The sequence below is a fragment of the Arthrobacter sp. B3I9 genome, from assembly GCF_030816935.1.
Classification (GTDB): domain Bacteria; phylum Actinomycetota; class Actinomycetes; order Actinomycetales; family Micrococcaceae; genus Arthrobacter.
Genome location: NZ_JAUSYO010000001.1, coordinates 1,216,725 through 1,243,165, shown reverse-complemented (window position 1 = coordinate 1,243,165; position 26,441 = coordinate 1,216,725). Strand labels below are relative to the sequence as shown.

The 26,441-nt window shown below is 67.7% G+C and carries 28 protein-coding genes; 12 read left to right on the top strand and 16 right to left on the bottom strand.

The window, feature by feature from the left end:
* Nucleotides 1–29: 29 nt before the first annotated feature.
* The 5 genes from QFZ65_RS05885 to QFZ65_RS05865 form a co-directional block, all read right to left on the bottom strand.
* Nucleotides 30–425 carry an ankyrin repeat domain-containing protein gene (locus QFZ65_RS05885; RefSeq protein WP_306908930.1) on the bottom strand — a complete coding sequence of 132 codons (396 nt, stop codon included), beginning with the start codon at nucleotides 423–425 and terminating at the stop codon, nucleotides 30–32.
* Nucleotides 422–1,504, bottom strand: a complete 1,083-nt coding sequence (locus QFZ65_RS05880) for a folate-binding protein YgfZ (protein WP_306908928.1) — start codon at nucleotides 1,502–1,504, stop codon at nucleotides 422–424. Before QFZ65_RS05880 ends, QFZ65_RS05885 begins: the two co-directional genes overlap by 4 nt.
* A gap of 22 nt (nucleotides 1,505–1,526) precedes the next feature.
* Nucleotides 1,527–2,237, bottom strand: a complete 711-nt coding sequence (locus QFZ65_RS05875; RefSeq protein ID WP_306908926.1) for a flavodoxin family protein — start codon at nucleotides 2,235–2,237, stop codon at nucleotides 1,527–1,529.
* An 8-nt stretch (nucleotides 2,238–2,245) separates the two neighbouring features.
* Nucleotides 2,246–2,860: an FABP family protein gene (locus tag QFZ65_RS05870; protein ID WP_306908924.1), complete on the bottom strand. Its 615-nt coding sequence runs from the start codon at nucleotides 2,858–2,860 to the stop codon at nucleotides 2,246–2,248.
* Between the two features lie 184 nt (nucleotides 2,861–3,044).
* A complete protein-coding gene (locus tag QFZ65_RS05865; RefSeq protein ID WP_306908922.1) occupies nucleotides 3,045–3,779 on the bottom strand; it encodes a permease in 735 nt (244 codons plus the stop codon).
* Between the two features lie 227 nt (nucleotides 3,780–4,006).
* On the opposite strand from QFZ65_RS05865, the gene QFZ65_RS05860 reads away from it, so the two are divergent.
* The 8 genes from QFZ65_RS05860 to asd all read left to right on the top strand — a co-directional run bounded on the left by QFZ65_RS05860 (nucleotide 4,007) and on the right by asd (nucleotide 12,164).
* Nucleotides 4,007–4,705: a response regulator transcription factor gene (locus tag QFZ65_RS05860; protein ID WP_306908919.1), complete on the top strand. Its 699-nt coding sequence runs from the start codon at nucleotides 4,007–4,009 to the stop codon at nucleotides 4,703–4,705.
* A 222-nt stretch (nucleotides 4,706–4,927) separates the two neighbouring features.
* Nucleotides 4,928–5,899 (top strand): mycothiol synthase, encoded by a 972-nt coding sequence (mshD, locus tag QFZ65_RS05855; protein ID WP_306908917.1) that lies wholly within the window; start codon nucleotides 4,928–4,930, stop codon nucleotides 5,897–5,899.
* A 127-nt stretch (nucleotides 5,900–6,026) separates the two neighbouring features.
* Entirely contained in the window at nucleotides 6,027–8,291 is a 2,265-nt protein-coding gene (locus tag QFZ65_RS05850; RefSeq protein WP_306908914.1) for an RNA degradosome polyphosphate kinase, read from the top strand.
* A gap of 11 nt (nucleotides 8,292–8,302) precedes the next feature.
* Nucleotides 8,303–9,280 (top strand): NUDIX hydrolase, encoded by a 978-nt coding sequence (locus QFZ65_RS05845; protein WP_306908912.1) that lies wholly within the window; start codon nucleotides 8,303–8,305, stop codon nucleotides 9,278–9,280.
* A 53-nt stretch (nucleotides 9,281–9,333) separates the two neighbouring features.
* Nucleotides 9,334–10,137: a thymidylate synthase gene (locus tag QFZ65_RS05840; RefSeq protein ID WP_306908910.1), complete on the top strand. Its 804-nt coding sequence runs from the start codon at nucleotides 9,334–9,336 to the stop codon at nucleotides 10,135–10,137.
* Nucleotides 10,134–10,724 (top strand): dihydrofolate reductase, encoded by a 591-nt coding sequence (locus QFZ65_RS05835; protein ID WP_306908908.1) that lies wholly within the window; start codon nucleotides 10,134–10,136, stop codon nucleotides 10,722–10,724. The genes QFZ65_RS05840 and QFZ65_RS05835 overlap by 4 nt, the downstream gene beginning before the upstream one ends.
* 3 nt (nucleotides 10,725–10,727) lie before the next feature.
* Nucleotides 10,728–10,946 carry an NF038396 family protein gene (locus tag QFZ65_RS05830; protein ID WP_306908907.1) on the top strand — a complete coding sequence of 73 codons (219 nt, stop codon included), beginning with the start codon at nucleotides 10,728–10,730 and terminating at the stop codon, nucleotides 10,944–10,946.
* An 87-nt stretch (nucleotides 10,947–11,033) separates the two neighbouring features.
* Nucleotides 11,034–12,164 (top strand): aspartate-semialdehyde dehydrogenase, encoded by a 1,131-nt coding sequence (asd, locus tag QFZ65_RS05825; RefSeq protein ID WP_306908905.1) that lies wholly within the window; start codon nucleotides 11,034–11,036, stop codon nucleotides 12,162–12,164.
* A gap of 3 nt (nucleotides 12,165–12,167) precedes the next feature.
* On the opposite strand, the gene QFZ65_RS05820 is transcribed toward asd, so the two are convergent.
* On the bottom strand, nucleotides 12,168–13,277 hold the full coding sequence (locus QFZ65_RS05820) for a winged helix DNA-binding domain-containing protein (protein ID WP_306908903.1): 1,110 nt from the start codon (nucleotides 13,275–13,277) through the stop codon (nucleotides 12,168–12,170).
* Nucleotides 13,278–13,374: 97 nt separating this feature from the next.
* Here QFZ65_RS05820 and QFZ65_RS05815 point away from each other — a divergent pair, with 97 nt between their 5' ends.
* Nucleotides 13,375–13,872 (top strand): hypothetical protein, encoded by a 498-nt coding sequence (locus QFZ65_RS05815; RefSeq protein ID WP_306908901.1) that lies wholly within the window; start codon nucleotides 13,375–13,377, stop codon nucleotides 13,870–13,872.
* Nucleotides 13,873–13,884: 12 nt separating this feature from the next.
* Here QFZ65_RS05815 and QFZ65_RS05810 read toward each other — a convergent pair whose 3' ends face one another.
* The 5 genes from QFZ65_RS05810 to QFZ65_RS05790 all read right to left on the bottom strand — a co-directional run bounded on the left by QFZ65_RS05810 (nucleotide 13,885) and on the right by QFZ65_RS05790 (nucleotide 17,479).
* Nucleotides 13,885–14,952, bottom strand: a complete 1,068-nt coding sequence (locus QFZ65_RS05810; RefSeq protein ID WP_306908899.1) for a UDP-N-acetylmuramate dehydrogenase — start codon at nucleotides 14,950–14,952, stop codon at nucleotides 13,885–13,887.
* Nucleotides 14,953–15,007: 55 nt separating this feature from the next.
* The gene (locus QFZ65_RS05805; protein WP_306912509.1) at nucleotides 15,008–16,228 is read right to left on the bottom strand and encodes an MFS transporter; all 1,221 of its coding nucleotides are present in this window, start codon (nucleotides 16,226–16,228) and stop codon (nucleotides 15,008–15,010) included.
* A gap of 84 nt (nucleotides 16,229–16,312) precedes the next feature.
* The gene (locus tag QFZ65_RS05800; protein WP_306908897.1) at nucleotides 16,313–16,756 is read right to left on the bottom strand and encodes a MaoC family dehydratase; all 444 of its coding nucleotides are present in this window, start codon (nucleotides 16,754–16,756) and stop codon (nucleotides 16,313–16,315) included.
* 2 nt (nucleotides 16,757–16,758) lie between these two features.
* Entirely contained in the window at nucleotides 16,759–17,232 is a 474-nt protein-coding gene (locus tag QFZ65_RS05795; protein ID WP_306908894.1) for a MaoC family dehydratase N-terminal domain-containing protein, read from the bottom strand.
* Nucleotides 17,233–17,254: 22 nt separating this feature from the next.
* Nucleotides 17,255–17,479 (bottom strand): DUF3188 domain-containing protein, encoded by a 225-nt coding sequence (locus QFZ65_RS05790; protein ID WP_306908893.1) that lies wholly within the window; start codon nucleotides 17,477–17,479, stop codon nucleotides 17,255–17,257.
* A gap of 52 nt (nucleotides 17,480–17,531) precedes the next feature.
* Here QFZ65_RS05790 and QFZ65_RS05785 point away from each other — a divergent pair, with 52 nt between their 5' ends.
* The gene (locus tag QFZ65_RS05785; RefSeq protein ID WP_306908891.1) at nucleotides 17,532–17,924 is read left to right on the top strand and encodes a VOC family protein; all 393 of its coding nucleotides are present in this window, start codon (nucleotides 17,532–17,534) and stop codon (nucleotides 17,922–17,924) included.
* Nucleotides 17,925–18,021: 97 nt separating this feature from the next.
* Here the strand turns inward: QFZ65_RS05785 and QFZ65_RS05780 are convergent, their stop codons facing one another.
* The 3 genes from QFZ65_RS05780 to QFZ65_RS05770 all read right to left on the bottom strand — a co-directional run bounded on the left by QFZ65_RS05780 (nucleotide 18,022) and on the right by QFZ65_RS05770 (nucleotide 21,669).
* Complete coding sequence (locus tag QFZ65_RS05780) at nucleotides 18,022–18,885, bottom strand: CoA ester lyase (RefSeq protein ID WP_306908888.1); 864 nt, start codon at nucleotides 18,883–18,885, stop codon at nucleotides 18,022–18,024.
* 82 nt (nucleotides 18,886–18,967) lie between these two features.
* Nucleotides 18,968–19,927 carry an aldo/keto reductase family oxidoreductase gene (locus QFZ65_RS05775; protein WP_306912508.1) on the bottom strand — a complete coding sequence of 320 codons (960 nt, stop codon included), beginning with the start codon at nucleotides 19,925–19,927 and terminating at the stop codon, nucleotides 18,968–18,970.
* A gap of 35 nt (nucleotides 19,928–19,962) precedes the next feature.
* Complete coding sequence (locus QFZ65_RS05770) at nucleotides 19,963–21,669, bottom strand: glycoside hydrolase family 13 protein (RefSeq protein ID WP_306908886.1); 1,707 nt, start codon at nucleotides 21,667–21,669, stop codon at nucleotides 19,963–19,965.
* 105 nt (nucleotides 21,670–21,774) lie between these two features.
* On the opposite strand from QFZ65_RS05770, the gene QFZ65_RS05765 reads away from it, so the two are divergent.
* Nucleotides 21,775–22,953 (top strand): ROK family protein, encoded by a 1,179-nt coding sequence (locus QFZ65_RS05765; protein ID WP_306908884.1) that lies wholly within the window; start codon nucleotides 21,775–21,777, stop codon nucleotides 22,951–22,953.
* A gap of 6 nt (nucleotides 22,954–22,959) precedes the next feature.
* On the opposite strand, the gene QFZ65_RS05760 is transcribed toward QFZ65_RS05765, so the two are convergent.
* A complete protein-coding gene (locus tag QFZ65_RS05760; RefSeq protein ID WP_306908881.1) occupies nucleotides 22,960–24,531 on the bottom strand; it encodes a Na+/H+ antiporter in 1,572 nt (523 codons plus the stop codon).
* Between the two features lie 245 nt (nucleotides 24,532–24,776).
* Between QFZ65_RS05760 and QFZ65_RS05755 the strand changes: the two genes are divergently transcribed.
* The gene (locus QFZ65_RS05755) at nucleotides 24,777–25,769 is read left to right on the top strand and encodes an IS481 family transposase (RefSeq protein WP_306908879.1); all 993 of its coding nucleotides are present in this window, start codon (nucleotides 24,777–24,779) and stop codon (nucleotides 25,767–25,769) included.
* On the opposite strand, the gene QFZ65_RS05750 is transcribed toward QFZ65_RS05755, so the two are convergent.
* Nucleotides 25,766–26,425, bottom strand: coding sequence for an NAD(P)-dependent oxidoreductase (locus QFZ65_RS05750; protein WP_306908877.1), 660 nt, complete (start codon nucleotides 26,423–26,425; stop codon nucleotides 25,766–25,768). The genes QFZ65_RS05755 and QFZ65_RS05750 overlap by 4 nt on opposite strands.
* Nucleotides 26,426–26,441: the final 16 nt, after the last annotated feature.

The following is a 26,441-nucleotide window of genomic DNA, read 5'->3' as shown; positions in this document are numbered from 1 at the left end:
CGGGGCCAGGGTTTAGCCCGGGCGACAGCTCAGCCGAGCAGGGCCAAAAGGTCCGCGCGGGCGAACATCTGCGCCGCGGCCCGGGCGGACGGCGTTCCCGCGTCCGGATCAGCACCGGCCTCCACCAGGGCCTGCACGACGTCGGCGTAGCCCTTGAAGACGGCTCCCGCGAGCGGGGTCTGGCCACGGTCGTTGGCGGCATTGGCGTCGCCGCCGTGCTGCAGGATCAGCCGGACCGCGTCGGCATGGCCGTGGTAGGCCGCCAGCATCAGCAGCGAATCCCCCGCGGCATTGGTCAGCCCGGCAGGCGCCCCGGCGGCCAGGTAACTGCCGAGTAGCCCCGAGTTGCCTTCCCGCGCGGCGTCGAAGAGGGCATGGGCCAAGGCGAGCGTCTCGCTGTCCGGCGCACTGTTTCCGGCGGTCACCGTGTCCCCCTGAGGAATCCGGTCTGGCGGCCCACTACCTGGCCGGCGTCGGGAGCCACGATCACTTCCTGGGCCGCAGTGTAGGGTTCGTCCCCGTCAAGGACGGTCAGGACCTCATCCGGGGCGACGGACCGCTTGATGACAGCCAGGGCCACCGGACCCATCTCGTAGTGCTGGGCCACCGACGTCACGGCGCCCACCCTGCGGTCACCGGCCCGGACCTCGCTGCCCACGGCCGGCATGGTGTGCTGGGAGCCGTCCAGCTGCAGGAACACGAGCCGCCGTGGCGGATGGCCAAGGTTGTGGACGCGGGCGATGGTTTCCTGGCCCTTGTAGCAGCCCTTGGCCAGGTGGACGGCGGTACGCAGCAGGTCCAGCTCATGCGGAATGGTCTTGTCGTCGGTCTCCGCGCCCCAGCGCGGCCGCCACGCCGCGATCCGCAGCGCCTCGGCGGCCCAGACGCCGGCCAGCGGACGCCCGTCCACCGTGGCCTCGAGCTCGGCGGCCGGGACCAGGTACTCGAACCAGGGCCGTTCCAGGCCCGGGTGGGACTCCTCGCCGACCGCGGCGTAGGAGTAGCCGCCGGCGCCGATGTGCGGCCAGGGGTCTTCCCACACCTGCAGCGAGGACCACTCGGGGATCGGCCGGGTGGAACCCAGGACGGCCCATTCCGCCGACACGTCCGCGATCTCGACCCGGAGCATGAACTTCATCTTGGTCAGCCACTCAGCGAGGGGAGCCGCCTCGGCGGCCTCGACGATCAGCCAGGTGGTGCCGCCGTCGTCCACTACCCGGGCGTCGTACTCAATCCTGCCCTGCACGCTCAGCAGGAGCAGCTCGGTGGACTGGCCGGCCGCCAGGTTCGTGACCTGTTGCGAGGAAAGCGTGTTGAGCCAGCTCAGGCGGTCCGGCCCGCTGACGGTGACGACGCCGCGGTGGGACAGGTCGACGACGGCGGTTCCGGCGGCCAGCGACCGCTGCTCGCGCAGCGGCTCACCGTAGTGGGACGCGACGCCGGCATCGGCACCGCCGGCTTCCACCGCGCCCGGGCGCGACAACAGGGGGCTCTTGGTAGTCATATGTAGTAGAAGTCCTTCCGGCCTAGCGGTATTCCGGATTCTCGAAGTCGAAGCGTGTACCGGCCTTCCAGGCCTCGGGCAGATTGCCGTAGGCGGGATAGCCGCCGGCATCCTTGAGGATCCGGGCCAGGTGCAGCAGATTCCAGGTCATGAACGTGGTGTTGCGGTTGGTGAAGTCGCTTTCCGGGCCTCCGGAGCCTTCGTCGAGGTAGCTGGGCCCGGGTCCGACCGGGCCGATCCAGCCGGCGTCGGCCTGCGGCGGGACGGTGAAGCCGATGTGCTGGAGGCTGTAGAGGACGTTCGAGGAGCAGTGTTTGATGCCGTCCTCGTTGCCGGTGATGAGGCAGCCTCCGACCTTGGGATAAAAAGCCCATTGGCCCTTCTCGTTCAGCTGGCCGGAATGCGCGTAGAGCCGCTCGATCAGCTTCTTGGTCTGCGAGGAATTGTCGCCCAGCCAGATCGGTCCCGCCACGACCACGATGTCGGCCGCCTGGACCGCGGGGTAGAGCTCGGGCCACTCATCGCTTGCCCAGCCGTACTCCCGCATGTCCGGATAGACACCGCTGGCAATGTCGTGGTCCACAGTGCGGATCACCTGCGTGGTGACCCCCTGCTTTTCCATGATGCCGCGGCTAAGGTCAATCAGCCCCTGCGTGTTGGACGTCTGGGGCGATCTCTTGAGGGTGCCGTTGAAGAACACAGCATTAAGGTCGCTGTAGCTCCCCTTCTCCACGGTGGCGGTCAGCCGACCTTGGCCAGGATGGCGGAGGCATGGGCCTCCAGCCCGCCTCCGGGCCCGGAGTTCTTGCCGCTTGCCACATCCCATCGCCACAGCAGCTGGCCCTCGACGAGCCCGAAGATCCGCGTGGCGGCCGTGTATTCCTTGGAGTGGCTTCCCCGCATGACCATGTCCGTGCTCAGCTGGATCTGGGGACCCTTGATCTGGCCGTAATACAGCTCCGAGATCCCGCCGGGGTGGCCGATGGACACCGAAATGTCGAAGCCCCCGTCGCTGTTGCGCAGGGCCTCCACCTCTTCGGCGCTCCTGAGGACCGGAACAATGTCGCCGGGAATCAGACCCGGCCCGCTGTCTTCCTCGCGCTGCTTGCGTTCCAGTGCCCAGAAACCGGTTTCGACCGTGAGCGGACGCAGCCTGGTGCCCTCGTCGTCGGTCAGCCAGCTCTCGGCACGGTACTGGAGGTACGGCAGTCCGTTGTGGGTGAAGGAGACGTGTTGCAGGAAGTGCTCGGAATCCTGGTCCCCCGCACCGAGGCGGCCCCTGCCCTCCCACTCACCGATGAGCCAGGACAGCGGAACGATTTCCGGTGTCAGATCTGTAGGAATTTCAATAGGCACGGCAGCTACCTCTGGAAACTACGGGTTCTGGACGGATATCCGCTTCTGGCGGGTTACTTCTGGCCCTTGAAGAGGCGGTAGACCACAAAGCCTGCGAACCAGGCCATCGAGATGCTGGCGATCCCAAGCAGGACAAGGAAGAAAATCTCAAATGCAAGTACGGACATGATGCCATCCTAACGCGTTAGTACATGAGTAGTTTGTCTATGAAGTATGCCAACGAACCTACTGCCGAGACCGGGGCCAGGCCGATCCCTAGGGCCGCCGGAAGGTCCAGGGTTTCGCCGCGGAGGACCACGAGCCGGCGGAAGCTCACCAGCACCGACCCCACAACGACGCCCACAAGCGCTGCCGGAAGAACGGCGATGTCGGAAAACACCAGCCCCGCGAGCGGGCCTGCCAGCCCCGCACCGATAATACCCAACGGCGCCACCACGCGGTCCGGCCACCGGATCAAACCGGCCAGAAGCGCAATCGCGGAACTGATCGCCGCCACCAGGACCATCTCCCGGACTCCGTTGAAACGGGAGGAGGCGATCCATCCCGCCCCGAGGCAGGACAACATCACGCCGGCGCAGGAGCCGAGCGTTGACTCCAGGCGCTGGGCCTGGCCTGTCCCGCGGAGCAGCTGCATGACGAAGATGGCCGTGACACCGGCGGCGATAAAGGACGGAGTCCAGTCCAGGAACCCGGGGGCAGGTAGATAGGTGGCTGCGATCGCGGATCCAACGCCGGGCAGTCCGATCAGCGCCGCCAGGGTCTTCTTCGCCGGGATCCCCAGGAAATAGGGCCAGCCGATCCCGGTGCCGAGGGCCGTGAGGCCTGCGACGCCGAGCAGGGCCGCGGGCGAGGAGTAGGTGGCCGCGATGATGGCGGCAAGACCAGCCAGGCCGATGACTCCCATGCTCCACGTCTTCACTGAATTCCCGCCATCAACCCGTACCTTCGCTTCTGCGGACCCCGATTGGACCTGATCGGCTCGCCCGGACCGTGGGCCCTGACGGCTCAATCCTGCCTTATGTGAACGCAATATGTCGCAAAAGGACCGGCCCAAGGGATCGGGACCCTGTCAGAAAGGGGGCCCTTCGGTATACTCAATCCCAGCTACAGACGCCCAACGATGCGCGGTCACCCCTTGGAGGAACCATGTCGCACATCCTGCTCTTGACGAACAGCACCGGCTCATCGGTGGACGTCCTGCCTGCGCTGGAATTGCTTAACCACCGCGTCCACATTCTGCCGGCGGAACCCACTGCCCTGCTGGACACCGACCCCTGCGATATCGTCCTCCTGGACGCCCGCAAAGACCTCGTCGGCGCCCGCTCCCTCACCCAGCTTCTCAAGGCCACCGGCCTGAGCGCTCCGCTGATGCTGATCCTTACGGAGGGCGGAATGGCCGCCGTCTCCTCGGCATGGGCGGTCGACGACATCCTGCTCGAGTCCGCGGGACCTGCCGAGGTGGAAGCCCGCATCAGACTCGGAATCGCCCGGGCGGTGCCCGACCTGGACGACGCGCCGACAGAGATCCGGGCCGCCGGCGTCGTCATCGATGAGGCCAGCTACACCGCCCGCGTCAACGGCGCCGCATTGAACCTGACGTTCAAGGAATTCGAGCTGCTCAAGTACCTTGCCCAGCACCCCGGCCGGGTGTTTACGAGGCAGCAGCTGCTGACCGAAGTCTGGGGCTACGACTATTACGGCGGCACCCGCACTGTGGATGTCCACGTCCGACGGCTGCGGGCCAAGCTCGGCGCCGACCACGAGAACCTCATCAGCACCGTGCGGAACGTCGGCTACCGCCTGACCCTGGCCCGACATCCCGAAGAGGAACTCAGCGAGGCCTAGGCTCCAGCAGCAAGAAAGCCCCGGACTCAGGAGTCCGGGGCTTTCTGCTTATCGAGTGGAGGACATACGGGTCGAACGTATCGAGGCCACCCCACTGGTGGATCCCCCTCGCATCCGGTTCAACGGTTGGAAGCCAACCGCCGGATGAGTTAACGACTATACGTAACGGATCCGGCAGGTCCAAATCGGCCCGACGGCGGCGCCACCGTATAGCCTTGCACCATGAGTCCCGCGCATCCGGAAAACTGGCCCGTACTCGTCGCCAAGGGGGCTGCGGATGCGCAGCTCCTGAAGGACGTCCAAGCCCTCGTGGCCGCCGCGGAGGAATCCGACGGCAACCCGCCGCTGTCCGAACAGACGCTCGTGACGCTCCGCGGCGCGGACTCCGGCGAGCAATCCCTGCTGGCGCTGGCCCTCTACAGCCCCGATGAGAAGTCCGATCCTTCCAGCGGCCAGGACCTCGCTGGTTTCGCCGTCGTGGTCGAGGAGCGCGATGGCAACGGCGTGCTGGAAGTCGCCGTCCACCCCAGCTACCGCAACCAGGGCGTGGCGGACCGGCTCGTGGGCGAGCTCCAGGCCATCCGCGGGTTCGCCGGGCTCAAGGCGTGGTCCCATGGCAACCACGAGGCGGCTGCCGAGCTGGCGGCACGCTATGGCTACAGCCCCGTGCGCGAACTCTGGAAAATGCGGCTCACCACATCGGCTGCGCAGCTGCCGGACGCCGCCCTGCCCGGTGGCATCACGCTCCGGACCTTCGTCCCGGGGCAGGACGAGGAGGCGTGGCTGGCCGCGAACAGGGCCGCCTTCGCGCACCACCCGGAGCAGGGAAACATGACGCGCGCCGACCTCGAGGCCCGGATGGCCGAACCCTGGTTCGACCCCGCTGGTTTCCTTCTCGCCGTGGACTCCGGGGGCGCGCTGCGCGGGTTCCACTGGACCAAGGTCCATCCCCGTCACGGCGAGCACCCGGCGATCGGCGAGGTCTACGTCGTCGGCGTGACCCCCGAAGCGCAGGGCACGGGGCTGGGCAAGGCCCTGACCATCGGAGGGATCAAGTACCTGCAGAAGCAGGGGCTGAACGCCGTCATGCTGTACGTGGACGCGGACAACATCCCGGCGGTGGCGCTGTACCGGCGCCTGGGCTTCACCCGGTGGGACGTGGACATCATGTACGCGCCGAAGGACGGACGGTAGCCGGGCGCAGCTGCGCGGCCTTAATTCAAGTCGGCGGACATGCTGGCAGCGGGGCCCGACATCTGGGCCGGCGGGATGCGAATGCTTGTAAGGTTGAAGCTAAATCGCGCCAGCATTAGGAGAGACCATGCAACGGGAATCAGCCCGGACCGCCACGTCTGAAGCCGCTAAGTCGGAAAAAAGTGTGCGTCCCCTGCGTGCCCGTTTCGGCTCCTCCGAAGTGCCGGCCTCCCGCGCCACCCAGGACCGGATCGACATCCCCGAATTCGCTCCCAACCTGGAACCGGACGGGGACATCAGTCCGGACCGCTTCCTGGACCGCGAACTGAGCTGGCTTGCCTTCAACGCCCGCGTCCTGGAACTTGCCGAAGACCCCAATCTGTACCTGCTGGAGCGGGTCGGTTTCCTGTCCATCTTCGCGTCGAATCTGGACGAGTTCTTCATGGTGCGCGTCGCCGGGCTCAAACGGCGCATCGCCACCGGGCTGGCCGTGCCCTCCCCCGCCGGACTGAGCCCCATGCAGGTCCTGGAACAGATCGGTGAGGCCGCGCACCGGCTGCAGCAGCGCCACGCGCAGGTCTACGCGGACCAGATCCGGCCCGCCCTCGCCTACGAACATATCCACCTCATGCACTGGGACGAGCTGGACTCCCAGGCCCAGGACCAGCTCAGCGCCATGTTTGCCGAGAAGGTCTTCCCGATCCTGACGCCGCTGGCCGTGGACCCCGCCCACCCGTTCCCCTACATCTCCGGGCTTTCACTCAACCTCGCCGTGGTGGTCCGCAACCCGGTCAGCGACAAAGAGCTCTTCGCCCGCGTCAAGGTCCCGGACCAGCTGCCCCGGCTGATCTCGATCGATGGTCCCCGGGCCGGTTCCGTTCCCGGCCGGGTGGCGCGCTTCATCGCCCTCGAGGAAGTCATTGCCGTCCACCTGGACCAGCTCTTCGCAGGCATGGAGGTGCTGGAGCACCACACGTTTAGGGTCACCCGCAACGAGGACGTCGAAGTGGAAGAGGACGACGCCGAGAACCTCCTGCAGGCGCTGGAGAAGGAACTCCTGCGCCGCCGTTTCGGCCCGCCGGTCCGGCTCGAGGTCACCACCGACATCAACCCGAACATCCGGGCCCTGCTGATCCGCGAACTCGGCGTCGAGGAATCCGAGGTCTATTCCGTTCCGGCCCCGCTGGACCTCCGCGGCCTCTCCGTCATCGCCGGAATCGACCGCGCGGACCTGCACTACCCGAAGCATGTCGCGCACACGTCCCGGTACCTCAACGAATCGGAGACCTCGAAGGCGGCCAATGTCTTTGCGGCGATGCGCCGGCGGGACATCCTCCTGCACCACCCGTACGATTCCTTCTCCACGTCCGTGCAGGCGTTCCTGGAACAGGCGGCATCGGACCCGAAGGTCCAGGCCATCAAGCAAACCCTGTACCGCACCTCCGGCGACTCCCCGATCGTCGATGCCCTGATCGACGCCGCCGAAGCCGGCAAGCAGGTGCTGGCCCTGGTGGAAATCAAGGCCCGTTTCGACGAACAGGCCAACATCTCCTGGGCCAGGAAGCTGGAACAGGCCGGTGTCCACGTGGTTTACGGCATCGTGGGACTCAAGACGCACTGCAAACTGTCCCTCGTGGTGCGCCAGGAAGTGGACGGCCTGCGCCGCTACTGCCACATCGGCACCGGAAATTACCACCCGCGCACAGCACGCTACTACGAGGACCTGGGCCTGCTGACGGCCAACGAGCAGGTGGGCGAGGACCTCTCCAAGCTCTTCAACCAGCTTTCCGGCTACGCGCCCAAGTCCACCTTCAAGCGGCTGCTGGTGGCCCCGCGTTCCGTGCGCTCCGGGCTCATCGACCGGATTGAAACCGAAATCCGCAACGCCCGCGCAGGCCTTCCGGCCCGGGTGCAGATCAAGGTCAACTCGATGGTGGACGAGGCCGTCATCGATTCCCTGTACCGGGCCTCCCAGGCGGGCGTGCCCGTGGACGTCATTGTCCGCGGCATCTGCTCCCTGCGCCCGGGCGTTCCGGGCCTCAGCGAGAACATCACGGTCCGCTCCATCCTGGGCCGCTTCCTTGAACACTCGCGCGTCTTCGCCTTCGCCAATGCCGGCGATCCCGTGGTCTACATCGGCTCCGCCGACATGATGCACCGCAACCTGGACCGCCGGGTGGAGGCCCTCGTGCAGCTCAACAGCGGGGACGACACGAGCTACGTCCTGGACATGCTCCGTCGCTACATGGACCCGGAGACGGCGAGCTGGCACCTGGACAGCTCCGGCGAGTGGAAGCGCCACCATGTCACCGAGGACGGCCACCGCCTGGAAGACGTGCAGTCCTGGCTGCTCGCGTCCCGGTCGCGGCAGCGTTCGGCCGGCCTGCGGTAGGGGCTTGGGCGTTGAGTAGCGATGCACTGGTTGCGGACCAGACGGACCACCCCGGCGAAGCGATTGCGGTCACTGCTGCCGGAGCCATCCCCTGGCGGCTTAATGCGGATAACAAGGACGAGCTCGAAGTCCTGCTGATCCACCGTCCGCGGTACGACGACTGGTCCTGGCCAAAAGGCAAGATCGATAAGGGCGAGACGGTGCCGGAGTGCGCCACCCGGGAGGTGCGGGAGGAGATCGGGCTCAACGCCGCGCTGGGGATTCCGCTGCCTCCCATCCACTACCACGTTTCCGCAGGCTTGAAGGTGGTCCACTACTGGGCCGTCGACGTCGACGGTGCCCGCCTCGTGCCGGACGGCAAGGAAGTGGACAGCGTGATGTGGTGTTCCCCCGAGAAGGCTGCCCGCCTGCTGAGCAACCCCAGCGACGTCGGGCCGCTTGAGCATCTGGTGGCCGCCCATGACCGCGGCGAGCTCAGCACGTGGCCGTTGCTGGTTGTGCGCCATGCGAAGGCCAAACCCCGTTCCTCGTGGAGCAAGGCCGAGGGCGACCGCCCGTTGGCCGCGACGGGGATGCGGCAGGCCCAGGCTGTGGGGCGGCTATTGCAGGCGTGGAAGCCGGCACGGATCGTCTCAAGCCCCTGGCTGCGGTGCGTGGCCACGATCGCCCCCTACGCCAAGGCCTCGGATGCCAAGGTGAAGCTGAATGAGGCCCTCACGGAGCACCGGCACGGCCGCAGCCCGCACAAGACGGCCGCCGTCGTGGACGGCCTGTTCGACAAGGAGCGCGCTGTGGCGCTGTGCACGCACCGCCCGGCGCTGCCGACCATCTTCAAACAGCTCGAGAAACACATGAGCCCGCGGATGAAGACCAAGCTGCCCTCGGCGGATCCCTTCCTGGCTCCGGGCGAGATCGTCGTGTGCCATGTGGCGCACGGCAGCAAAAGCAAGGTGGTCGCCGTGGAACGGTTCAAGCCGTTCGATGACTGAAGCACCCCAGGCCCCGCGTGGAGGGCCTAGCGGCCAGTCAGTAGACTGGGACGGTGAGCATTCCAACGCCTTATGAAGACCTGCTGCGCGATGTCCTGGAACACGGCACGCACAAATCGGACCGCACCGGGACGGGCACGCTCAGCGTGTTCGGCCGTCAGCTGCGCTTCGACCTGGGCAAGAGCTTCCCCCTGATCACCACCAAACGCGTGCATTTCAAGTCCGTGGCCGTGGAACTGCTCTGGTTCCTGCGCGGGGACACCAACGTGAAATGGATGCAGGACCAGGGCGTCACCATCTGGAATGAATGGGCCGACGCCGACGGCGAGCTGGGCCCGGTCTACGGCGTCCAGTGGCGCTCGTGGCCCACTCCTGACGGCGGTCATATCGACCAGATCGCTGAACTTGTCGAGAACCTCAAGGCCAACCCGGACTCGCGCCGCCACATCGTCTCGGCCTGGAACGTCTCGGAGCTCAAGGACATGGCGCTGCCGCCGTGCCATGCCTTCTTCCAGTTTTACGTCGCGGACGGAAAGCTTTCCTGCCAGCTGTACCAGCGCTCGGCGGACACCTTTCTCGGCGTCCCCTTCAATATCGCGTCCTACGCCCTGCTGACCTGCATGATCGCCCAGCAGACCGGACTGGAACCCGGCGAATTCGTCTGGACGGGCGGCGACGTCCACATCTACGACAACCACATGGACCAGGTCCTCAAGCAGCTGGCCCGGGAGCCCTACGAGTACCCGCAACTCAAGATCACCCGCAAGCCGGAGTCCATCTTCGATTACACGCTCGATGACTTCGAAGTGGTCGGCTACCAGCACCACCCCACGATTAAGGCCCCGATCGCCGTATGAGCAACGAGACCAGCAAGCCCACCGAAGCAGTCAACTTCACCGAACAGCTCCGGGGCACCCTCACCGGCCTCGGGCTGGTGTGGGCCCAGAGCAGCACCGGGGCCATCGGCAAGGACGGCGGCATGCCCTGGCACCTGCCCGAGGACCTGAAGCACTTCAGCCGGCTGACCAGCGGCCACCCGGTGATCATGGGTCGCAAGACGTGGGACTCCTTCCCGGACAAGTTCCGCCCGCTGCCTGGCCGGACCAATCTCGTCATCACCCGGCAGGAAGGCTGGGGCGGCACGCCCCAGGCCGGCGGCGCGGTCGCCGTCAAATCCCTCGACGACGCCCTGCTGGAATCCCAGTTCGCCCCGGGCCATGAGATGGTCTGGATCATCGGCGGCGGGGAGACGTTCGCGCAGTCCTTGGACCTTGCCGACGTCGCCGTCATCACCACCATCGACACCACGGCGGAGGGCGACACGTTCGCGCCCGATCTCGGCTATGACTGGACCGCCGCCGCATCCCTGCCCGCCGACGGCTGGCTTACGGCAGAGAACGGCACCCGCTATCGGATCACCCTTTGGCGCCGGACGGAGGCCTGAAAAATGCTGAAGAAACCAGAAACCCTGTTCGTCCTCGGCTACATGCTCCTGCCGCTGCTGGCCCTGCTCTCCGCCATCGTTGGACTGACCATGATCCTGGGCGGCAACAAGATCGTCGGCGCGATCGTGCTCGTCGTGGTCACGCAGTTCTTTGCTTTCGGGGCGGTCTATGCCCTCAGGAAGCGCAAGCACGCCCTGCTGCCGGAGCAGAACCGCAACTAGCCCCCGCCGCACGGCCCCGACGGCCCTGACGGCCCTGGGTGACGTAACCGACTGCGCCCTGCTTCCTCCGGCGACTAAACTGGACCAATGACTACAGCAGCTACCCCTTCCGTCGGCCTGGTCGGATGGCGCGGCATGGTCGGTTCCGTCCTCATGCAGCGCATGCAGGACGAGGGCGACTTCGCCAACATCAACCCGGTGTTCTTCTCGACCTCCAACGCGGGAGGTGCCGCCCCCACGTTTGCCGAGGGCGTGGGCAAGCTCGAGAACGCGTTCGACGTCGACACCCTGGCGAAGCTGCCGATCATCGTCACCGCCCAGGGCGGCGACTACACCAAGAAGGTCCACGGCGAACTCCGCGGCCGCGGCTGGGACGGCCTCTGGATCGACGCCGCCTCCACCCTGCGGATGAACGACGACTCCATCATCGTGCTGGACCCGATCAACCGCGACGTCATCGACAAGGGCCTGGTCAACGGCACCAAGGACTTCATCGGCGGCAACTGCACGGTTTCCTGCATGCTCATGGGCCTCGGCGGCCTGTTCAAGAACGGCCTCGTCGAGTGGGGCACCTCGATGACCTACCAAGCGGCCTCCGGCGGCGGCGCCCGGCACATGCGCGAACTGCTGAGCCAGTTCGGCACGCTCAACGCCGAGGTCAGCACCGAACTGGAAGATCCGGCGTCCGCCATCCTCGACATTGACCGCAAGGTCCTCGCCCACCAGCGCACCGACATCGACGCCACCCAGTTCGGCGTACCGCTGGCCGGCTCCCTGATCCCCTGGATCGACGCGGACCTGGGCAATGGCCAGTCCAAGGAAGAGTGGAAGGCCGGGGTCGAGACCAACAAGATCCTGGGCACCTCCGAGGAAAACCGCATCATCATGGACGGCCTCTGCATCCGGATCGGTGCCATGCGCTCCCACTCCCAGGCGCTCACGCTCAAGCTCCGCGAGGACCTCTCCGTCGCCGAGATCGAGAAGCTGCTGGACGCGGACAACGAGTGGGCCAAGGTGGTTCCCAACACCAAGGAAGCGTCCATGGCGGACCTGACTCCCGTAGCTGCCTCAGGCACCCTCGACATCCCGGTCGGCAGGATCCGCAAGCTTGAAATGGGTCCGCAGTACATCAGCGCGTTCACCGTCGGTGACCAGCTGCTGTGGGGCGCCGCCGAACCGCTGCGCCGCATGCTCAACATCGCCACCGGAACGCTCTAGGCGTCACGCCCGGAGAAACTCCAGGTATTTCGCGGCCTGCCGCCCAAAGGATCTTTGGGCGGCAGGCCGCAGTCCGTTAACGGTGTCGAACGGCTGGGGAACGACGGCGGCGCTGCGGCCGGCCGCCGGTCCCCTCCAGGTCCCGACCACCTGGCCCCCGGCGACGAGCGTCTTTCGAAAAACCCCGTTGCCGCCCGGGACGATCTTGTTCGCGTGCTCCGGCGGCAACACCAGGGAACGGTCCGTGTAACCCAGCAGGAACTCGTCAAAACCGGGCAGTGCGAGCACGGATCGTGCACCCGGGACGCTTCCGACGTCGAGCAGTGCTGCAGTTTCTGGAGAGAGCCAGTAGCTGGTCCCTTCAAACTCCAATGCCACCAGCTGGCCCTTGACCTCAGCCAGTGCCGCCCGGACCTCGGTGAGGGGAATGGCGGCCCACCAGGAAAAGTCACGCTCCGTGGCGGGGCCGTGGCTGCGCAGGTACCGCAGCAGCCACTCCGCGATCCCCTCCCCGCGGTCCAGGTTCCGCGACGCCGTGATCCAGTCGGCGAAGGCGACCACCAGCTGCTGGTTGCCGGCTACCGGCCCCTGGACCAGCAGGCCTCGCTGGCACAGGATTCCCAGCAGGTGGATGCCGCGCTGGCCGGCGGTGGGCTGGCCGGCCCGCTCGAAGGCCTCGAACAGCTCCGCCCGGCTGGCCGCTCTCCCGCCGGAGACCAGTTGCAGCCCGGCGTCAGCAGCAGCGCCGACGTCCCGCGCTGAGATCCCGAGCTCCCGGTGGCGCCCCGCCATGCCCCTGATCAGGCGGTCGGCGGTGATGTCCAGGACCCATTTCAGGTCCTCGGGCGCCAACAGGTGCAGCGTCCCCCGCATCGGCCAGGAGCGGACGATTTCACCCCGGTCCAGAGCGCCCCGCACATCGCCCGCATGCGACCCGGGCACGCGCTGCCCCACCGCCCAGAGGGCGGCCTGCATATCCTGCGCCTGCATCGCCGTCATCCAGCGGACTGCCCCGGCGACGCTTCCGTGGCCCTGGCCCGTGAGTGACTGCGAGGCCAGCCGGAGCCGTCCCAGGATGCCTCGGCTGAGCCGGGTGGAGACCGCTGCTGTCATGGACTTATGCTAGGGCTACAGCGCCGGTCTACGCCGCTGCCGGCTATGTCCGCGCCGCTCCCAGCCGCCTTCCAGCAGGATTATCTACCCTTGATGCATGACCATGAGTGAGATGTGGCCGCAGTTGCGGCCCCTGTGCCGGAGGCTCGCCCTGCTGGGCTGGGCGTCCAGCGCGGCCGGAATGGCTGCCGGACTGGCGGTCGCGATTGCCAGCGGAACGCGCCTCTCGCCCGAGATGAGCACCATGCAGCTGGTCGCCGCAGCGTGCATGGCTGTCACCGTGACCGCGTTCGTGCCGGCGGCAGCGCTGCAGCCGCGCGCCGGCGCCGGCGCCGGCTCCACAGCCCAGCAGGGGGACGCGGGGCCACGCCCGGAATCCGGGGCGGAGCTTCCCGCCACGGTGCGGAGCCTCCTGCAGGGCTCCATGGTCCTTCTCGTGGGTGCCGTCGCCTTTGCCTGCGCCGGCCTGGTGCTCCAGAGCGGCCCGAGCGCCCAGTCCGTCGCCTTCTGCCAGGTCTTCCTGCTGGGCGCCGCGGCGTCCGGTTTCACGTTCCTGCTGTTCAGCAAGGTTTCCGCGGGCGGCCGCAAAGGCTGAGCCCCAGGGCTTTTAGAGCTCGACGCCGATCAGCAAGGGCTCCGGGTGCAGCTCGATGCCGAAGCGCTCGACGACGCCGCGCCTGACCTCGCGGGCAATTGCCAGCATGTCCTCGGTCCGCGCGCCGCCCCGGTTGGTGATGGCGAGGGTGTGTTTGGTGGAGAGCGAGGCGCGGCCGCCCGATGGGCCGTTTTGCTCGAGGCCGAAGCCCTTGGCATAGCCTGCCCGGTCGATCAGCCAGGCCGCCGAGAGCTTGGTCAGCCCGTCCTGCCCGCCCGGGTAGCGCGGGGCGTCCTCGGGGAGGGCCCCCGCCGCGTCGGCGGACACGACCGGATTGGTGAAGAACGAGCCGGTGGAGTACGTGTCCCGGTCGGCGGCGTCCCAGACCATGCCTTTGGAGGCCCGGAGCCGCAGCACCTCGCGCCGTACATCGTTTGAGTACGCCCTGCTGCCGGGCTCGACTCCGAGGGCCTTGGCCAGCTCGGCATAACGGATGGGCGCGCTCATCCGGCCCAGGGGAAGCTGGAACTCGACCGTGAGGACCACGTAGCGCGGTGAGCCGCTGACGGTGGTCTGCTTCAGGATTGAGTCCCGGTAGCCAAACTTCAGTTCGGAGTTGGTGAAGGTCTTGACGGCGTTGCGTTCCCGATCCCAGGTGCGGACAGCGGCGATGGTCTGGGAGACGTCCGAGCCGTAGGCGCCGACATTCTGCACCGGGGTGGCACCAGTGGCACCGGGGATGCCGGAGAGCGCCTCGATGCCGGACCAGGCGTGCAGCACGGCGTGTTGCACCAAGGCGTCCCAGTTGTGTCCGGCCTGGACCACGAGGGCGACGCCTCCGCACGAATCCTCGGCATTGACGGTGAACCCCTCGGAGGCGATCTTGAGAACCGTGCCGGGGAACCCGGCGTCGGATACCAGCAGGTTGGAGCCGCCGCCGATGATCAGCAGCGGCTCGCCGGCGGCGTCGGCCGCGCGGACGGCGTCGATGATTTCGGCCTCGGTGCGGGCCTCAATGAAGCTGCCGGCGGGGCCTCCGACGGCGGCCGTGGTCAGGGCTGAAAGCAGTGTCTGGGTCACCTGACAAGCCTAGCGGGGATCTTGGCGCTGGCCGTAAGCGGAGTGCGCAAAGGGCCTAGCGAAGCTTCCGGGCCACGGGTGAGAGCAGGAAACTCACCAGCAGCATTGCCATCACGGCCAGAAGCGAGTGCAGGATGCCGACGTGTTCGGCCAGCAGGCCCAGCAGCGGAGGCCCGCAAAGGAAGGCGCCGTAGCCGATTGTGGACACCACGGAGACCCGGGCGGCGGCCTTGGCGGCATCGTCTGCTGCGGCGGACATGCCCACGGGGAAGCCCAACGACGCGCCCAGGCCCCAGATGGCCAGCGCTACGTAGGCCAGCCACGGAACCGGGGCGAAAACGAACAGACCCAGGCCCAGAACGGCCATCGCGGCGCACCAGCGCATCACGGGCACCCTGCCGAAGCGGTCAAGGGCAAGCGTGCCGGCAAAGCGTCCCACCGTCATGAACGTGACGAATAATCCATACCCTGCGGCGCCGGCGGCATCGGACTGGCCGTGGCCGTCAGCGAGTGCCAGGGCCACCCAGTCCCCCGCCGCACCCTCGGCCAGGGCCAGCCCCAGCACCAGGACGCCCAGCAGCAGGGTCCGGCCCTCCCGCCATGCCTGCGCGACCTGCCGCTTGCTGTCCAACGGCTCCTTGGGCTGGCCGCCGGCCTGGCCTCTTGCCTGGCCGATGACCGGCAGCGGTCCCGTGGACGGATCCTCGAAGGTGTCCCGTTTGGCTGGCCGGAAGCTTTCTCCGGCCTCCACCGGCGTCGTGTCCGCGCGGAACCACGCCGCGGCGGTAGCCACCGAACCGGCCACCAGCACCCCAACAGCAGCAAAGTGCCAGAACACCGGCGTCCCGGCGCCCGCAGCCCACGCACCCATTCCGGCACCCGCCACGGTGCCCAGGCTGAACGCCCCGTGCAGGCGCGGCATGATGTGGCGGCCCAGCGCCCTTTCGACGGCGGCGCCCTCCACGTTCGAGGCCGTGTTCCAGCTCGCGGTGCCGAGGCCGATCACCGCCAGGCCGGCGGCGGCGGCCAGGGGGTTGCCCAGGACGGACGTTCCGAAGCCGGCCAGGACGAGCCCGCAGCCGACCACAATGCTGCCGGTCCGGATGGTCAGCTTGGAACCGAAGCGCAACACGATCAGCCCCGAAGCCGACACCGAGATGAACGAACCGGCCGTCAGGCACAGCAGCAGCAGGCCTACGGTTCCGGGCGTGAGGTTGAGGCCGTTCCGGATGGCCGGCAGCCGGGAGACCCAGGTGGCGAATGCAACGCCGCTCATCGCATAGGAAACGACGACGGCGTTGCGCCAGAGGCTCACATCCGTCGCCGTGACGGCGCGGTCACTCAACGCCGCACCATAGGCTCAGTCCAGCCTGACGACGGCCTGGGCCTTCATCAGGACTTTCTGGCCGGCCGAAACGACGGTCAGGTCCACCCGTGCGGTCCCGGCATCGGCGTCGAGGGCTCCAATGGCGCCACTGACCTCGATCACGGCGCCTGGTTCGGGCACCCCGGTCGTGTCGGCCACGGGTACGGGCTTGGTGAACCGGGTCTGGAAGTCGATGACAGCGCCCGGGTCCCCGGCCCAGTCGGTGACCAGCTGGACCACGGAGCCCATGGTGAACATGCCGTGCGCAATCACTCCGGGCAGTCCGACGCCGGTGGCGAAGGCCTCGTTCCAGTGGATGGGGTTGAAATCGCCGGACGCGCCGGCGTACTTCACCAGGTCCGTCCGGGTGACCTCGACGGTCCGGCTGCCGATGTCCTGGCCGACGGTCAGGCCGGCGAGGGTGGGGGTGGTTGTCATGGTTACTGTCCCTCTCCGCGGACCAGGATGGATGAGGTGGCGGTGGCAACGGGCTCGCGCGAGTCCTCGCCGGCCCCGTCCGGACTGAGCCCGAAGATTTCCGAGCGGGTGGTGATCATGGCGCCGCCGCCCATGGCGCGGACGCCGTCGACATGCAGTTCTGTGACGAGCCGGTCACCGGCGACAATCGGCCGGTGGTGGATGAAACGCTGGTCCGCGTGGACCACCCGGGAGAAGTCGATGCCTGAGTCCGGATCCTCAATCAGCTGGGCGTCGGCGCGCTGGGCGATGATGATGGCGAAGGTCGGCGGCGCCACCAGGTCACTGTGTCCCAGTGCGGCTGCCGCATCAACGTCGAAGTGGGCGGGGTGGGTGGCCTTGACCGCGCGGGCGAACTCGCGGATTTTCTCCCGGCCGACGTCGTACACCTCTGCGGCGGGGTAGCTGCGGCCCTGCAGGTCCGGATTGATAGTCATGGATCCAGCCTAGCGGCAGCGCTCAGCGCTTGAGGTTTTTCCGGATCGCCTGGCCGCGGACCACGAGCCCGGCGATGTGCAGGACCAGCCCCAGGCCGATGATCGGCAGCGAGGCGATGGCGAGGCCCTGGTTCTGCGAGGTGTTGCCCACCACGTTAAGGATGATGCCCAGGGCAATCAGGCCCATGGCGCTGAAAACCAGCACCTTGTAGGTGGTGGAAGCGGTGGCCCAGAATTCGTTCAGCACCGACCCAGTCTACCGGCCCCGCGGTGGAGGAATCCGGGGTAGCCTGAGGCGCATGGAGATGCGCCTCGAGGTTGTGCAAGTGCCTGTCGCCGACGTGGACAAGGCTAAGTCGTTCTATACGGACCAGTTGGGCTTCGCCCTGGACCACGACGTGGAATACATTCCGGGCGTCAGGGTGGTCCAGCTCACACCGCCCGGCTCGTCCGCGTCGATAGTGATCGGAACGGGAATGACCGGCATGACCCCGGGCAGCCTGGAAGGGCTTCAGCTCGTCGTCCCGGACATGGCCTCCACGCGTGCCGAACTGCTGGAACGCGGGGCCGGGATCAGCGAGGTCCAGGACATGGGCGGCGTCGCCTTCGCCTACTTCAGTGACCCCGACGGGAACCGCTGGGTCATCCAGGAGTCGACGCGGCCGGAGGTCAAGGAAGCCTTTCAGCACTAGGCGCGCGGGCGGCCCGAAGCCCCTTGAACGTCGCAAAAGACCCCGTGGACCGGATAACGGATATCGGCCACGGGGTCTTTGTGCTTGGTGCGGGCGGCTACAGGGCCGGCTGCACCCCGAACGCTACTGCCAGCTTCATGATCTTCTCTGCGCGGCCCAGGCGGGGCAGGTCCGAGCCGTCGCGGATGACGCGGCCGTTCGCTTCGAAGTCGGCCATGAAGTCGGTGGCCCAGGCGACGTCGGACGGCGTGGGGCTGATGACCTCGTTGATGACCGGGGTCTGGTCGATGGCAAGGCAGAGCTTGCCGGTCATGCCCATCGTCACGGTGATGCCGGTCTGCTCGCGCAGGATGGGGTGGCTGGTTCCCACCGTAGGACCGTCGATGGGCCCGGGCAGGTTGCCCACTCGGCTGGCGACGACGAGCTTGGCACGCGGGTAGGCCATGGCTTCGGGGGTGGCGGCCATACCGGTGTCGCGGCGGAAATCGCCGGAGCCGAAGGCCAGGCGGAACGCGCCCTGGGCCTTCGAGATGTGGTTGGCCTCCTCGATCCCGACTGCGGATTCGACCAGCGGGATGACCGGGGTCTTGCCGTCCATCCGGTGGAAGCTTTCGGTGACCTGGTCCGCGGACTCGGTCTTGGCCAGCATGACGCCCAGCAGGCCGGGGGTTCCGCGGAGGCCGGCGAGGTCGTCGGCCCAGAAGGGGCTGGTGGCGTCGTTGATGCGGACCCAGGCGGAGCCGCCCCCGGTGAGCCAGTCCACCACGTGGCCGCGGGCGGCGTCCTTCTGGGAAGGATCCACGGCATCCTCGATGTCAAGGATGATGGCGTCCGCGCGGGAGACGGCGGACTGGTCGAAGAGCTCGGGTTTCATGGCGTTGACCAGGAGCCACGAACGGGCGATTTCGGCTGGAACATTGCGTTGAGGCCGGATGGTCCCGGCTGCGGTCGTAGAGGTCATGTCTCTACGCTATCCGCACCCGGGACTATCCCGCTAAGTATTCCGGCCCGGCCGGGTGACCATTAAGACCAAAATCACAGCTTTAGGGGATGTTACTGCCCCGCGCCGTGGTCCAGAGCCGGTACCACTCGGCCCGGCTCATGCCGGCTGCGGCCTCGGCCGCACCGGCGCAGGCCCGGATGCGTTCCGGGTTGGCCGTTCCGATCACGGGCGCGATCCCGGCGGGATGCTTCATCAGCCAGCCCAGCAGGATCGACTCCCCCGTCGTTCCCTTTTCCGAGGCAAGCTGCGCCACCAGGGCGGTGGTGGCTTCCTCGGCCGGCGTCGGCTGCCCGGACGGCGCCCCGGTGTAGAGGCCGCGGGCTAGGGCACCGTAAGCCTGCAGCGTGATGCCCTGCCGGACGCAATGCTCCACGGTGCCGTGCGGGAAGCTGTAGTCCGTGCCCTCGGCATGGTTCACCAGCACTGTGCTCTCCAGCCAGGCGCGCTTCAGCAGGCTCATCTCGAGCTGGTTGGCCACCACCGGGGCCTCCAGCCGATCCTGCAGCACGTCGATCTGCGGCCCGGACATGTTGGACACGCCGACGGAACGGACCTTGCCCTCGGCCATCAGCTGCCCCACGGCCGACGCCACCTCGGCGGGGTCCATCAGGGGATCGGGCCGGTGCAGCATCAGCACGTCCACGTAGTCCGTCCGGAGCCGCGCGAGGCTTTCGTTGGTCCGCTCCAGGATGGCGTCCCGGCTCAGGTCGTAAAACGTCCCCAGGCCCTGCTCGCCCAGCCGGATGCCGCATTTGGTCTGCAGCCGGATACGGTCCCGCAGGCCCGGCGTCCGGGCCAGCACCTCGCCGAAGACCGCCTCCGCCTTGCCGTTGCGGTAGATGTCAGCGTGGTCGAACAGCGTGATGCCGGCATCGAGGGCGGCGTCGACGGCGGCAGCCGCCTGGTCCACGTCCGCGGAGGAGTAGGGCTCCGCCGACCAGCTGCCGCCGAGGCCCATGCACCCATAGATGAGTTCCTGCGCAGGGACCCGCTCCTGGATCAAAAGGCCGGTTTCCGGGCTCGGGCTCGTCCGGCTCACCGCAGCCAGACGGTGGTGCTGCCCGGCAGGAGGTTCCCGTCCAGCGGTGAGCTGCTCAGCAGCACCTCGCCGGCGGGGAGTTCCACCGGCGTGGTCCCGAAGTTCGTCACCGTCTGCCAGTTTCCGGGGCGGCGGAAGTGCAGGACGTCGGCGTTGCCGGAGTCGAGCCATTCCAGTTCTTCGGCGGCCTGCAGTTCGCGCCGCAGCTTGAGGGCTTTCCGGTAGAACTCCAGCGTGGATCCTGTCACCCCGTCCTGCGCGGCGACGGCGTAGCGGCTGAACCAGGCCGGCTGCGGCAGGTGGGCGCCGCCGTCGCCGAAGCCGAAGGAGCTGCCGTCGGCTTCCCAGGGCAACGGCACGCGGCAGCCGTCACGGCCGATCTCGACGCCCTTGTTGCGGAAGAAGGTCGGGTCCTGGCGCTCGGAGTCGGGGATTTCGCCGACTTCCTGCAGTCCCAGCTCCTCGCCCTGGTACAGGTAGGCGGAGCCGGGCAGAGCCAGCATCAGCTGGGTGGCGGCGCGGGCGCGGCGCAGGCCCAGTTCGACGTCGAGCTCGTCGGCCGGGGCGCCGGCCAGGAGCCAGCCCTTGCCGTCCTGTCCCTTGGCATGCTTCCCGCCGCCCTGGGGCAGGCCGTAGCGGGTGGCGTGCCGGACGACGTCGTGGTTGGAGAACACCCAGGTGGATGAGGCACCGGACTCCGTGGCTTCGGCGAGGTTGCGGGTGATGATTTCGCGGAATTCTTCGGCGTCGAAGTCGGCCTGCAGCAGGTCGAAGTTGAAGGCCTGGCCGAGGCCCTCCGGGCTGGCGTAGCGTGCCCGGCGGCTGGCGTGCACCCAGGCTTCGGCGACGGCGGTGCGCGGCGGGTTGTATTCGTTGAAGACCTCACGCCACTCCACGTAGATCTCGTGGACCTCGTCGCGGTCCCAGAATGGGTGGGAACCGTCGAGGTGGCCGTCGGCGCCGGTTCCGGCCGGGTTGAGCTCCACCTTGGACAGCAGCGGCTCCGTGAGGTCCTTGGTCAGGGCGTGTGCCACGTCGACGCGGAAGCCGTCCACACCGCGGTCGGACCAGAAACGGAGCGTCTTGAGGAAATCATCGCGGATCTCCCGGTTGGACCAGTTGAGGTCCGGCTGCTCCTTGGCGAAGATGTGCATGTACCACTGCCCGGGCGTGCCGTCGGGTTCGGTGATGCGTTCCCAGGCGGGGCCGCCGAAGACCGACTCCCAGTCCGAGGGCGCAATCTCGCCGTTTTCGCCCTTGCCGTCCCGGAAGATGTAGCGGTCACGCGCCGCGGAACCCTTGGGCGAGGCAAGCGCCTCCTTGAACCAGATGTGCCGGTCGGACGAGTGGTTCGGGACGATGTCCGCGATGAGCTTGATGCCTGCGGCGTGCAGCGCGGCGGACATTTCGTCGAAGTCGGCGAGGGTGCCGAGCTTGGGGTCCACGTCGCGGTAGTCGTCGACGTCGTAGCCGCCATCCGCCAGGGCGGAGGGATAGAAGGGGCTCAGCCAGACGGCGTCGATCCCGAGCTCCTTGAGGTACGGGACCTTGGCCGTGATGCCCTTGATGTCGCCCAGACCGTCACCGTTGGAGTCGGAGAAGCTGCGGGGGTAGATCTGGTACACCGAGGCCTGGCGCCACCAGTTGGGATCGGCGGCGAGGTCGGAACCGGACAAGGTTGCCAGCGTGGCGGTGTGGGTCAAGGGAAATCCTTCGGAGCTCGGAACCGGGTTCTGGTATTTTAGATACAAGCTAAATATATTGCCTGAACAATTATGGGTCCCGCGTCCGGGGAAGGTCAAGATTTGATGCCGCAGGCCGCCGCCACTCCTCAGCTCCTGCGCCGGGTGAACGCCCAGGCGGTCCTCCGGGTTGTCCGGGAGCTCGAGGTTGCCGCCACCGGAACGGAGCTGATGGCCCGCACCGGGCTGACCCGGGCCTCCGTGATTGCCGTCTGCGAGGACCTGATCCACCGTGGCTGGATCCGGGAACTGGACACGTCCGGCTCCCCCGGCACCCTGCGGAAGGGCAGGCCGGCCCGGCGCTTTGAGCTTAACGCCGAGGCCGGCTACGTCCTCGGCGTCGACATCGGCGCAGCGACCACCACGGCCGCCGTCGCGGACCTGCGCGGAAAGGTGATAGCCCGTTCCAGCGAAGCCTTCCGCGCCGTCGACCTCCCCGCGGCGGAACGGATCGCGGTGGTGGATCGGGCCTGCCGGCGGGCGCTGGCGGCAGCGGGGACAGATCCTGCCAGAGTCCTCGCGGCCGGGGCCGGCGTCGCAGCCCCGGTGGACCGCGACGGCAACGTCCTGGTGACCCAGCACTTCTGGAGCCTCTTCGACGTCGGACTCCGCTCCGCCTTCAAGGAGCTGCACGGCTGGACGGTCCTGCTGGAGAACGACGCCAACCTCGCCGCACTCGGCGAGCGCTGGCGCGGCTCCGGTGCCGGCGTCGACGACCTCGTGGTGCTGCTGGCCGGCGAACGGCTGGGCGCCGGGGTGATCGAGTCCGGCCGGCTGCTGCACGGCCGCAGCGGAGCCGCCGGCGAGATGGGCTACCTGGAACGGGTCGAGGGCGTGGGTTCCAGTGACGGCATCGCCAGCCTGGCCCGGCAGTGGTCCGCGGCCGGCAACGCGCGGCGGGCTGGCGGTGCGGCCAGCGCGCGGCGGGTGTTCGAGGACGCTGCCGCAGGGGACGCCGCGGCGCTGCAGATCCTGGAGCGGATCTCGGAACGGATGGCGCGGGTGATCGCCTCGATCGCGAGCCTGATCAACCCCGAGCAGGTGGTGATCGGCGGCGCCGTGGCCGAGTCCGCCGGCGTTCTGCTCCCCCGCATCAACACCCTGCTCCCGCGCTTCACCGCGACCCCGCCTCGGGTGACGGTCTCGCCGCTGGGCGATTCGATCGTCACAGTCGGCGCCATCCGGCATGCGCTGGACTACGTCGAGCACAACGCGCTGGAACTGGAGCTTCCTGGTCGGGCGTGATCCGTCCTACTCCGGCATGATCATGGTGCGCAGGTCCAGCTGGCGCAGGACCCGGTCCGCAACCTCGGGATCCATGCCCGGTTCGTTGCGGGCCTCCACCACCTCTTTGCGTGCGGCATCAAGCGCAATTGTCTGCACGGCGATCGCCAGCCCGCGCCCGCGCTTCCGTTTGTCATCCACACTCTCGTTGCGGAGGCTGCCGTCGAGCAGTTCGGCGTGCAGGCGGGTCATCTTGTCCCTGACCAGCGCCACCTTTTCCGGCGGCAACTCCTTCATCAGCTTGTCGTCCTTCAGGGCGGCGACCGCGGCCTGCTGCGCCCGCCGGGCCAGGACCCGCGCAGCGTCGCGTTCTTCCGAGCCGTCGTCGGATGCCTTCAGGACCCGCATGAGCCAGGGCAGCGTGAGCCCGGGCAGGACCAGAGTGGCCATCAACACGGCGCAGGCGATCACCAGAAGTTCGCTCCGCGCCGGGAACGGGGTTCCGTCGGCCAGGGTCAGCGGAAGGGCCAGAGCCAGAGCCAGGGTGGCCAGTCCCCGCATTCCGCACCAGGTGAGGATCAGGACCTCCTTGGCCGACGTCGGCCGCAGCACGTCCTTCCGGCCGTGGGCCAGCCCGGACATCATGGCGAGCCAGAGGAACCGCACCACGAACACCAGCACGCACACCACGGCGGCCGTACCGATCATGCCGAAGATGCCCGAGCCTTCGGTCCGGATGACCTGCCGGACTTCCAGCCCCACCAGCCCGAATGCCAGGCCGGTGACCAACAGCTCCACCACATCCCAGAAAGCCGTGCGGGTGACCCGTTCGGCGGCATCCTGGGGGCGGGAGTGGCGCTTTATTTCCAGAGCGGTGACGACGACGGCGATCACGCCGGACGCGTGCACCTCTTCGGCCAGGATGTACGCGGCGAAGGGCACCACGAGGGTGACGGCGCTGCGGGCCACCATCGCTTGCACCAGCTTGGTGATCACCCGGGTGACCCAGCCCATGCCGATGCCGACAGCGACGGCGAGCGCGGCGCCGAGGGCGAACTGCAGGACGACGTCGGGAGCGATCTTCGATCCGGAGGCGGTGGCAGCCACCGCGGCCTGGAAGATGACGATGGCTGCGGCGTCATTGAAGAGGCCTTCGCTTTGCAGCACCGTGGTGAGGCGGCGGGGCATGTGCACGCGGCCGGCGACTGATTCCACAGCTATGGGGTCTGGCGGGGCCACCATGGCGCCAAGGGCGATCGCCGCCGGGATCCCGATGCTGGGAATCATGAGCCAGGCCGCACCCGCCACAACCACGGTGGAGACGACCACCAGGGCCACAGCGAGCATCAGGAGGGTCCGCCAGCGGACCCGGAAGACGGCCCAGGAGCTGCGCTGTGCGGTGGCGAACAGCAGCGGCGGCAGGAAGATGGGCAGGATGAGTTCCGGCGGGATCTCCAGCTCCGGAAATCCTGGAATGAAGGTCAGGAAAGCGGCGAGGATCAGCATCAGGACCGGATAAGGCAGCTTCAGCCGGTCCCCCACGCCGACGGCCACCACCGTGGCCAGCAGCAGTCCGATAATGAGTGCCAGCTGGTCCATGTGCTCACTTTCCCCGGGAGTGTCAGGGGCCGCCATCCGTTCGGGATGCGCAGGCCGCCACTCCCACCTTATCGGGGTCCGGGGAGCGGCCGATCGGCGTCCGCAGCGGCGGGACTAGTTGTACTGCCCAGGGACGTTGGTTCGGTGAATGTGGTGACTCGCTGGAGCCGTTGACCCAAAGGTGAGGACCTCCGGTTGCACAGTGGAGTTGCTTAGACAACCGCTGCAGCGACCAGGAGGTCCTCATGTCCCACGCTAATGCCGCTTTGACTCCGCGCCAACGTTTACGCGTTGCGCGTCTCGTCGTAGACCACGGTTGGCCTGTGTCCCGGGCCGCCGAACAATTCAACTGCTCCTGGCCCACCGCCAAGCGCTGGGCTGAACGCTACGCCGCTATGGGCCAGGCGGGCATGGCCGACAGATCCTCGCGTCCGCACCGGGTGGTGAACCGGACCCCGCAGCAGCTGGTGCGCAAGGTCGTGCATCTGCGCTGGAAGCAACGGTTGGGGCCGGTCGCGATCGGAGCGAAGCTGGCCATGCCCGCCTCGACGGTCCACGCAGTCCTGGTCCGGTGCCGGCTGAACCGGTTGCATCACATCGACAAGCGCACCGGAGAAGTCATCCGCCGCTACGAACATGAGACACCGGGGGCGATGATCCACGTCGATGTGAAGAAGCTCGGCAACATCCCGGACGGTGGCGGCTGGCGCTACGTTGGCCGGCAGGAAGGCAACAGGAATCGGGCAAGTACCCCTGCAAAACCGCATAGCAGCTACCGCAACCCGCTGATCGGCACCGCTTACGTGCATACCGTCATCGATGACCACTCCCGGGTCGCCTACGCCGAGATCCACGGCGACGAAACAGCTGCCACCGCCGTGGGAGTGCTGAAACGGGCCGTGTCCTGGTTCGCTGCCCGCGGCGCCACCGTTGAGCGGGTTCTCTCCGACAACGGATCGGCCTACAAATCCCACCTCTGGCGGGACACCTGCCGGGAACTGAACATCAAGGTCAAGAAGACCCGCCCCTACCGCCCGCAGACCAATGGAAAGATCGAACGGTTCCACCGGACCCTCGCCGACGGGTGGGCTTTCAAGCGCTTCTACGCCTCGGAATCAGCCCGCAGAAACGCGCTCCCGGCATGGCTGCACCACTACAATCACCACAGGCCCCACACGGCAATCGGAGGCCGCCCGCCCATCAGCCGCTTAACCAACCTGCCTGGCCAGTACAACTAGTCCATCGCCTCCAGGGCTGCTGCGATGGGCAGGCTGCCGTCGCGGAACCCGATGGACCGGCCCACCGAGGCGGGCAGCTCCAGGACGGCTGCCGCGACGAGCGCAACGTTGGCTCGGGCGGTCTCGGCACTCTCCCATGCCTCGTTCCGGTGGACGTCGACCATGCCGTTGCCCGGCTTGTCCGTGAGGGCGCCCGGGCAAAGGATGGTCCAGTTCAGGCTGGTGCCGCGCAGGTAGGAGTCCGCGGCGGCCTTGGCCTCCGCGTAGTGGAAGAAGGGGTTGTCCTCGGGAACCCCGTGGTCCGGCCCTGCTCCGAAGTAGGACACCATGACGTAGCGCCCCACGCCGGACTCGGCGGCAGCATCCATCGAACGGATTGCGGCGTCACGGTCCACGGCGTAGGTCCGGTCCGGGTTGCCGCCGCCGGCGCCGGCAGACCATACGACGGCGTCGTGTCCCGCAAGCGCCTCGGCGATTTCCGCCGTCGTCGCGTTCTCGACGTCCAGGACTACGGGGGCAGCGCCAGTGGTCGCCACATCCGCCGCGTGGTCCGGGTTGCGGAAGAAGGAGGTTACGTCCTGCCCGTCCGCGGCGAGGACCTTGGATAGTTCAAGGGCCACTTTTCCGTGGCCGCCAATGATTGCGATTCGCGTCATGGACCCATTCTGTCCC

Bases quoted from the DNA above. Each gene is read 5' to 3' on its own strand.
- QFZ65_RS05880 (WP_306908928.1), bottom strand. From the start codon at position 1,504: ATGACTACCAAGAGCCCCCTGTTGTCGCGCCCGGGCGCGGTGGAAGCC.
- QFZ65_RS05860 (WP_306908919.1), top strand. From the start codon at position 4,007: ATGTCGCACATCCTGCTCTTGACGAACAGCACCGGCTCATCGGTGGAC.
- mshD (WP_306908917.1), top strand. From the start codon at position 4,928: ATGAGTCCCGCGCATCCGGAAAACTGGCCCGTACTCGTCGCCAAGGGG.
- QFZ65_RS05850 (WP_306908914.1), top strand. From the start codon at position 6,027: ATGCAACGGGAATCAGCCCGGACCGCCACGTCTGAAGCCGCTAAGTCG.
- QFZ65_RS05835 (WP_306908908.1), top strand. From the start codon at position 10,134: ATGAGCAACGAGACCAGCAAGCCCACCGAAGCAGTCAACTTCACCGAA.
- QFZ65_RS05830 (WP_306908907.1), top strand. From the start codon at position 10,728: ATGCTGAAGAAACCAGAAACCCTGTTCGTCCTCGGCTACATGCTCCTG.
- asd (WP_306908905.1), top strand. From the start codon at position 11,034: ATGACTACAGCAGCTACCCCTTCCGTCGGCCTGGTCGGATGGCGCGGC.
- QFZ65_RS05820 (WP_306908903.1), bottom strand. From the start codon at position 13,277: ATGACAGCAGCGGTCTCCACCCGGCTCAGCCGAGGCATCCTGGGACGG.
- QFZ65_RS05815 (WP_306908901.1), top strand. From the start codon at position 13,375: ATGACCATGAGTGAGATGTGGCCGCAGTTGCGGCCCCTGTGCCGGAGG.
- QFZ65_RS05805 (WP_306912509.1), bottom strand. From the start codon at position 16,228: ATGAGCGGCGTTGCATTCGCCACCTGGGTCTCCCGGCTGCCGGCCATC.
- QFZ65_RS05800 (WP_306908897.1), bottom strand. From the start codon at position 16,756: ATGACAACCACCCCCACCCTCGCCGGCCTGACCGTCGGCCAGGACATC.
- QFZ65_RS05795 (WP_306908894.1), bottom strand. From the start codon at position 17,232: ATGACTATCAATCCGGACCTGCAGGGCCGCAGCTACCCCGCCGCAGAG.
- QFZ65_RS05785 (WP_306908891.1), top strand. From the start codon at position 17,532: ATGGAGATGCGCCTCGAGGTTGTGCAAGTGCCTGTCGCCGACGTGGAC.
- QFZ65_RS05780 (WP_306908888.1), bottom strand. From the start codon at position 18,885: ATGACCTCTACGACCGCAGCCGGGACCATCCGGCCTCAACGCAATGTT.
- QFZ65_RS05765 (WP_306908884.1), top strand. From the start codon at position 21,775: ATGCCGCAGGCCGCCGCCACTCCTCAGCTCCTGCGCCGGGTGAACGCC.
- QFZ65_RS05760 (WP_306908881.1), bottom strand. From the start codon at position 24,531: ATGGACCAGCTGGCACTCATTATCGGACTGCTGCTGGCCACGGTGGTG.
- QFZ65_RS05755 (WP_306908879.1), top strand. From the start codon at position 24,777: ATGTCCCACGCTAATGCCGCTTTGACTCCGCGCCAACGTTTACGCGTT.
- QFZ65_RS05750 (WP_306908877.1), bottom strand. From the start codon at position 26,425: ATGACGCGAATCGCAATCATTGGCGGCCACGGAAAAGTGGCCCTTGAA.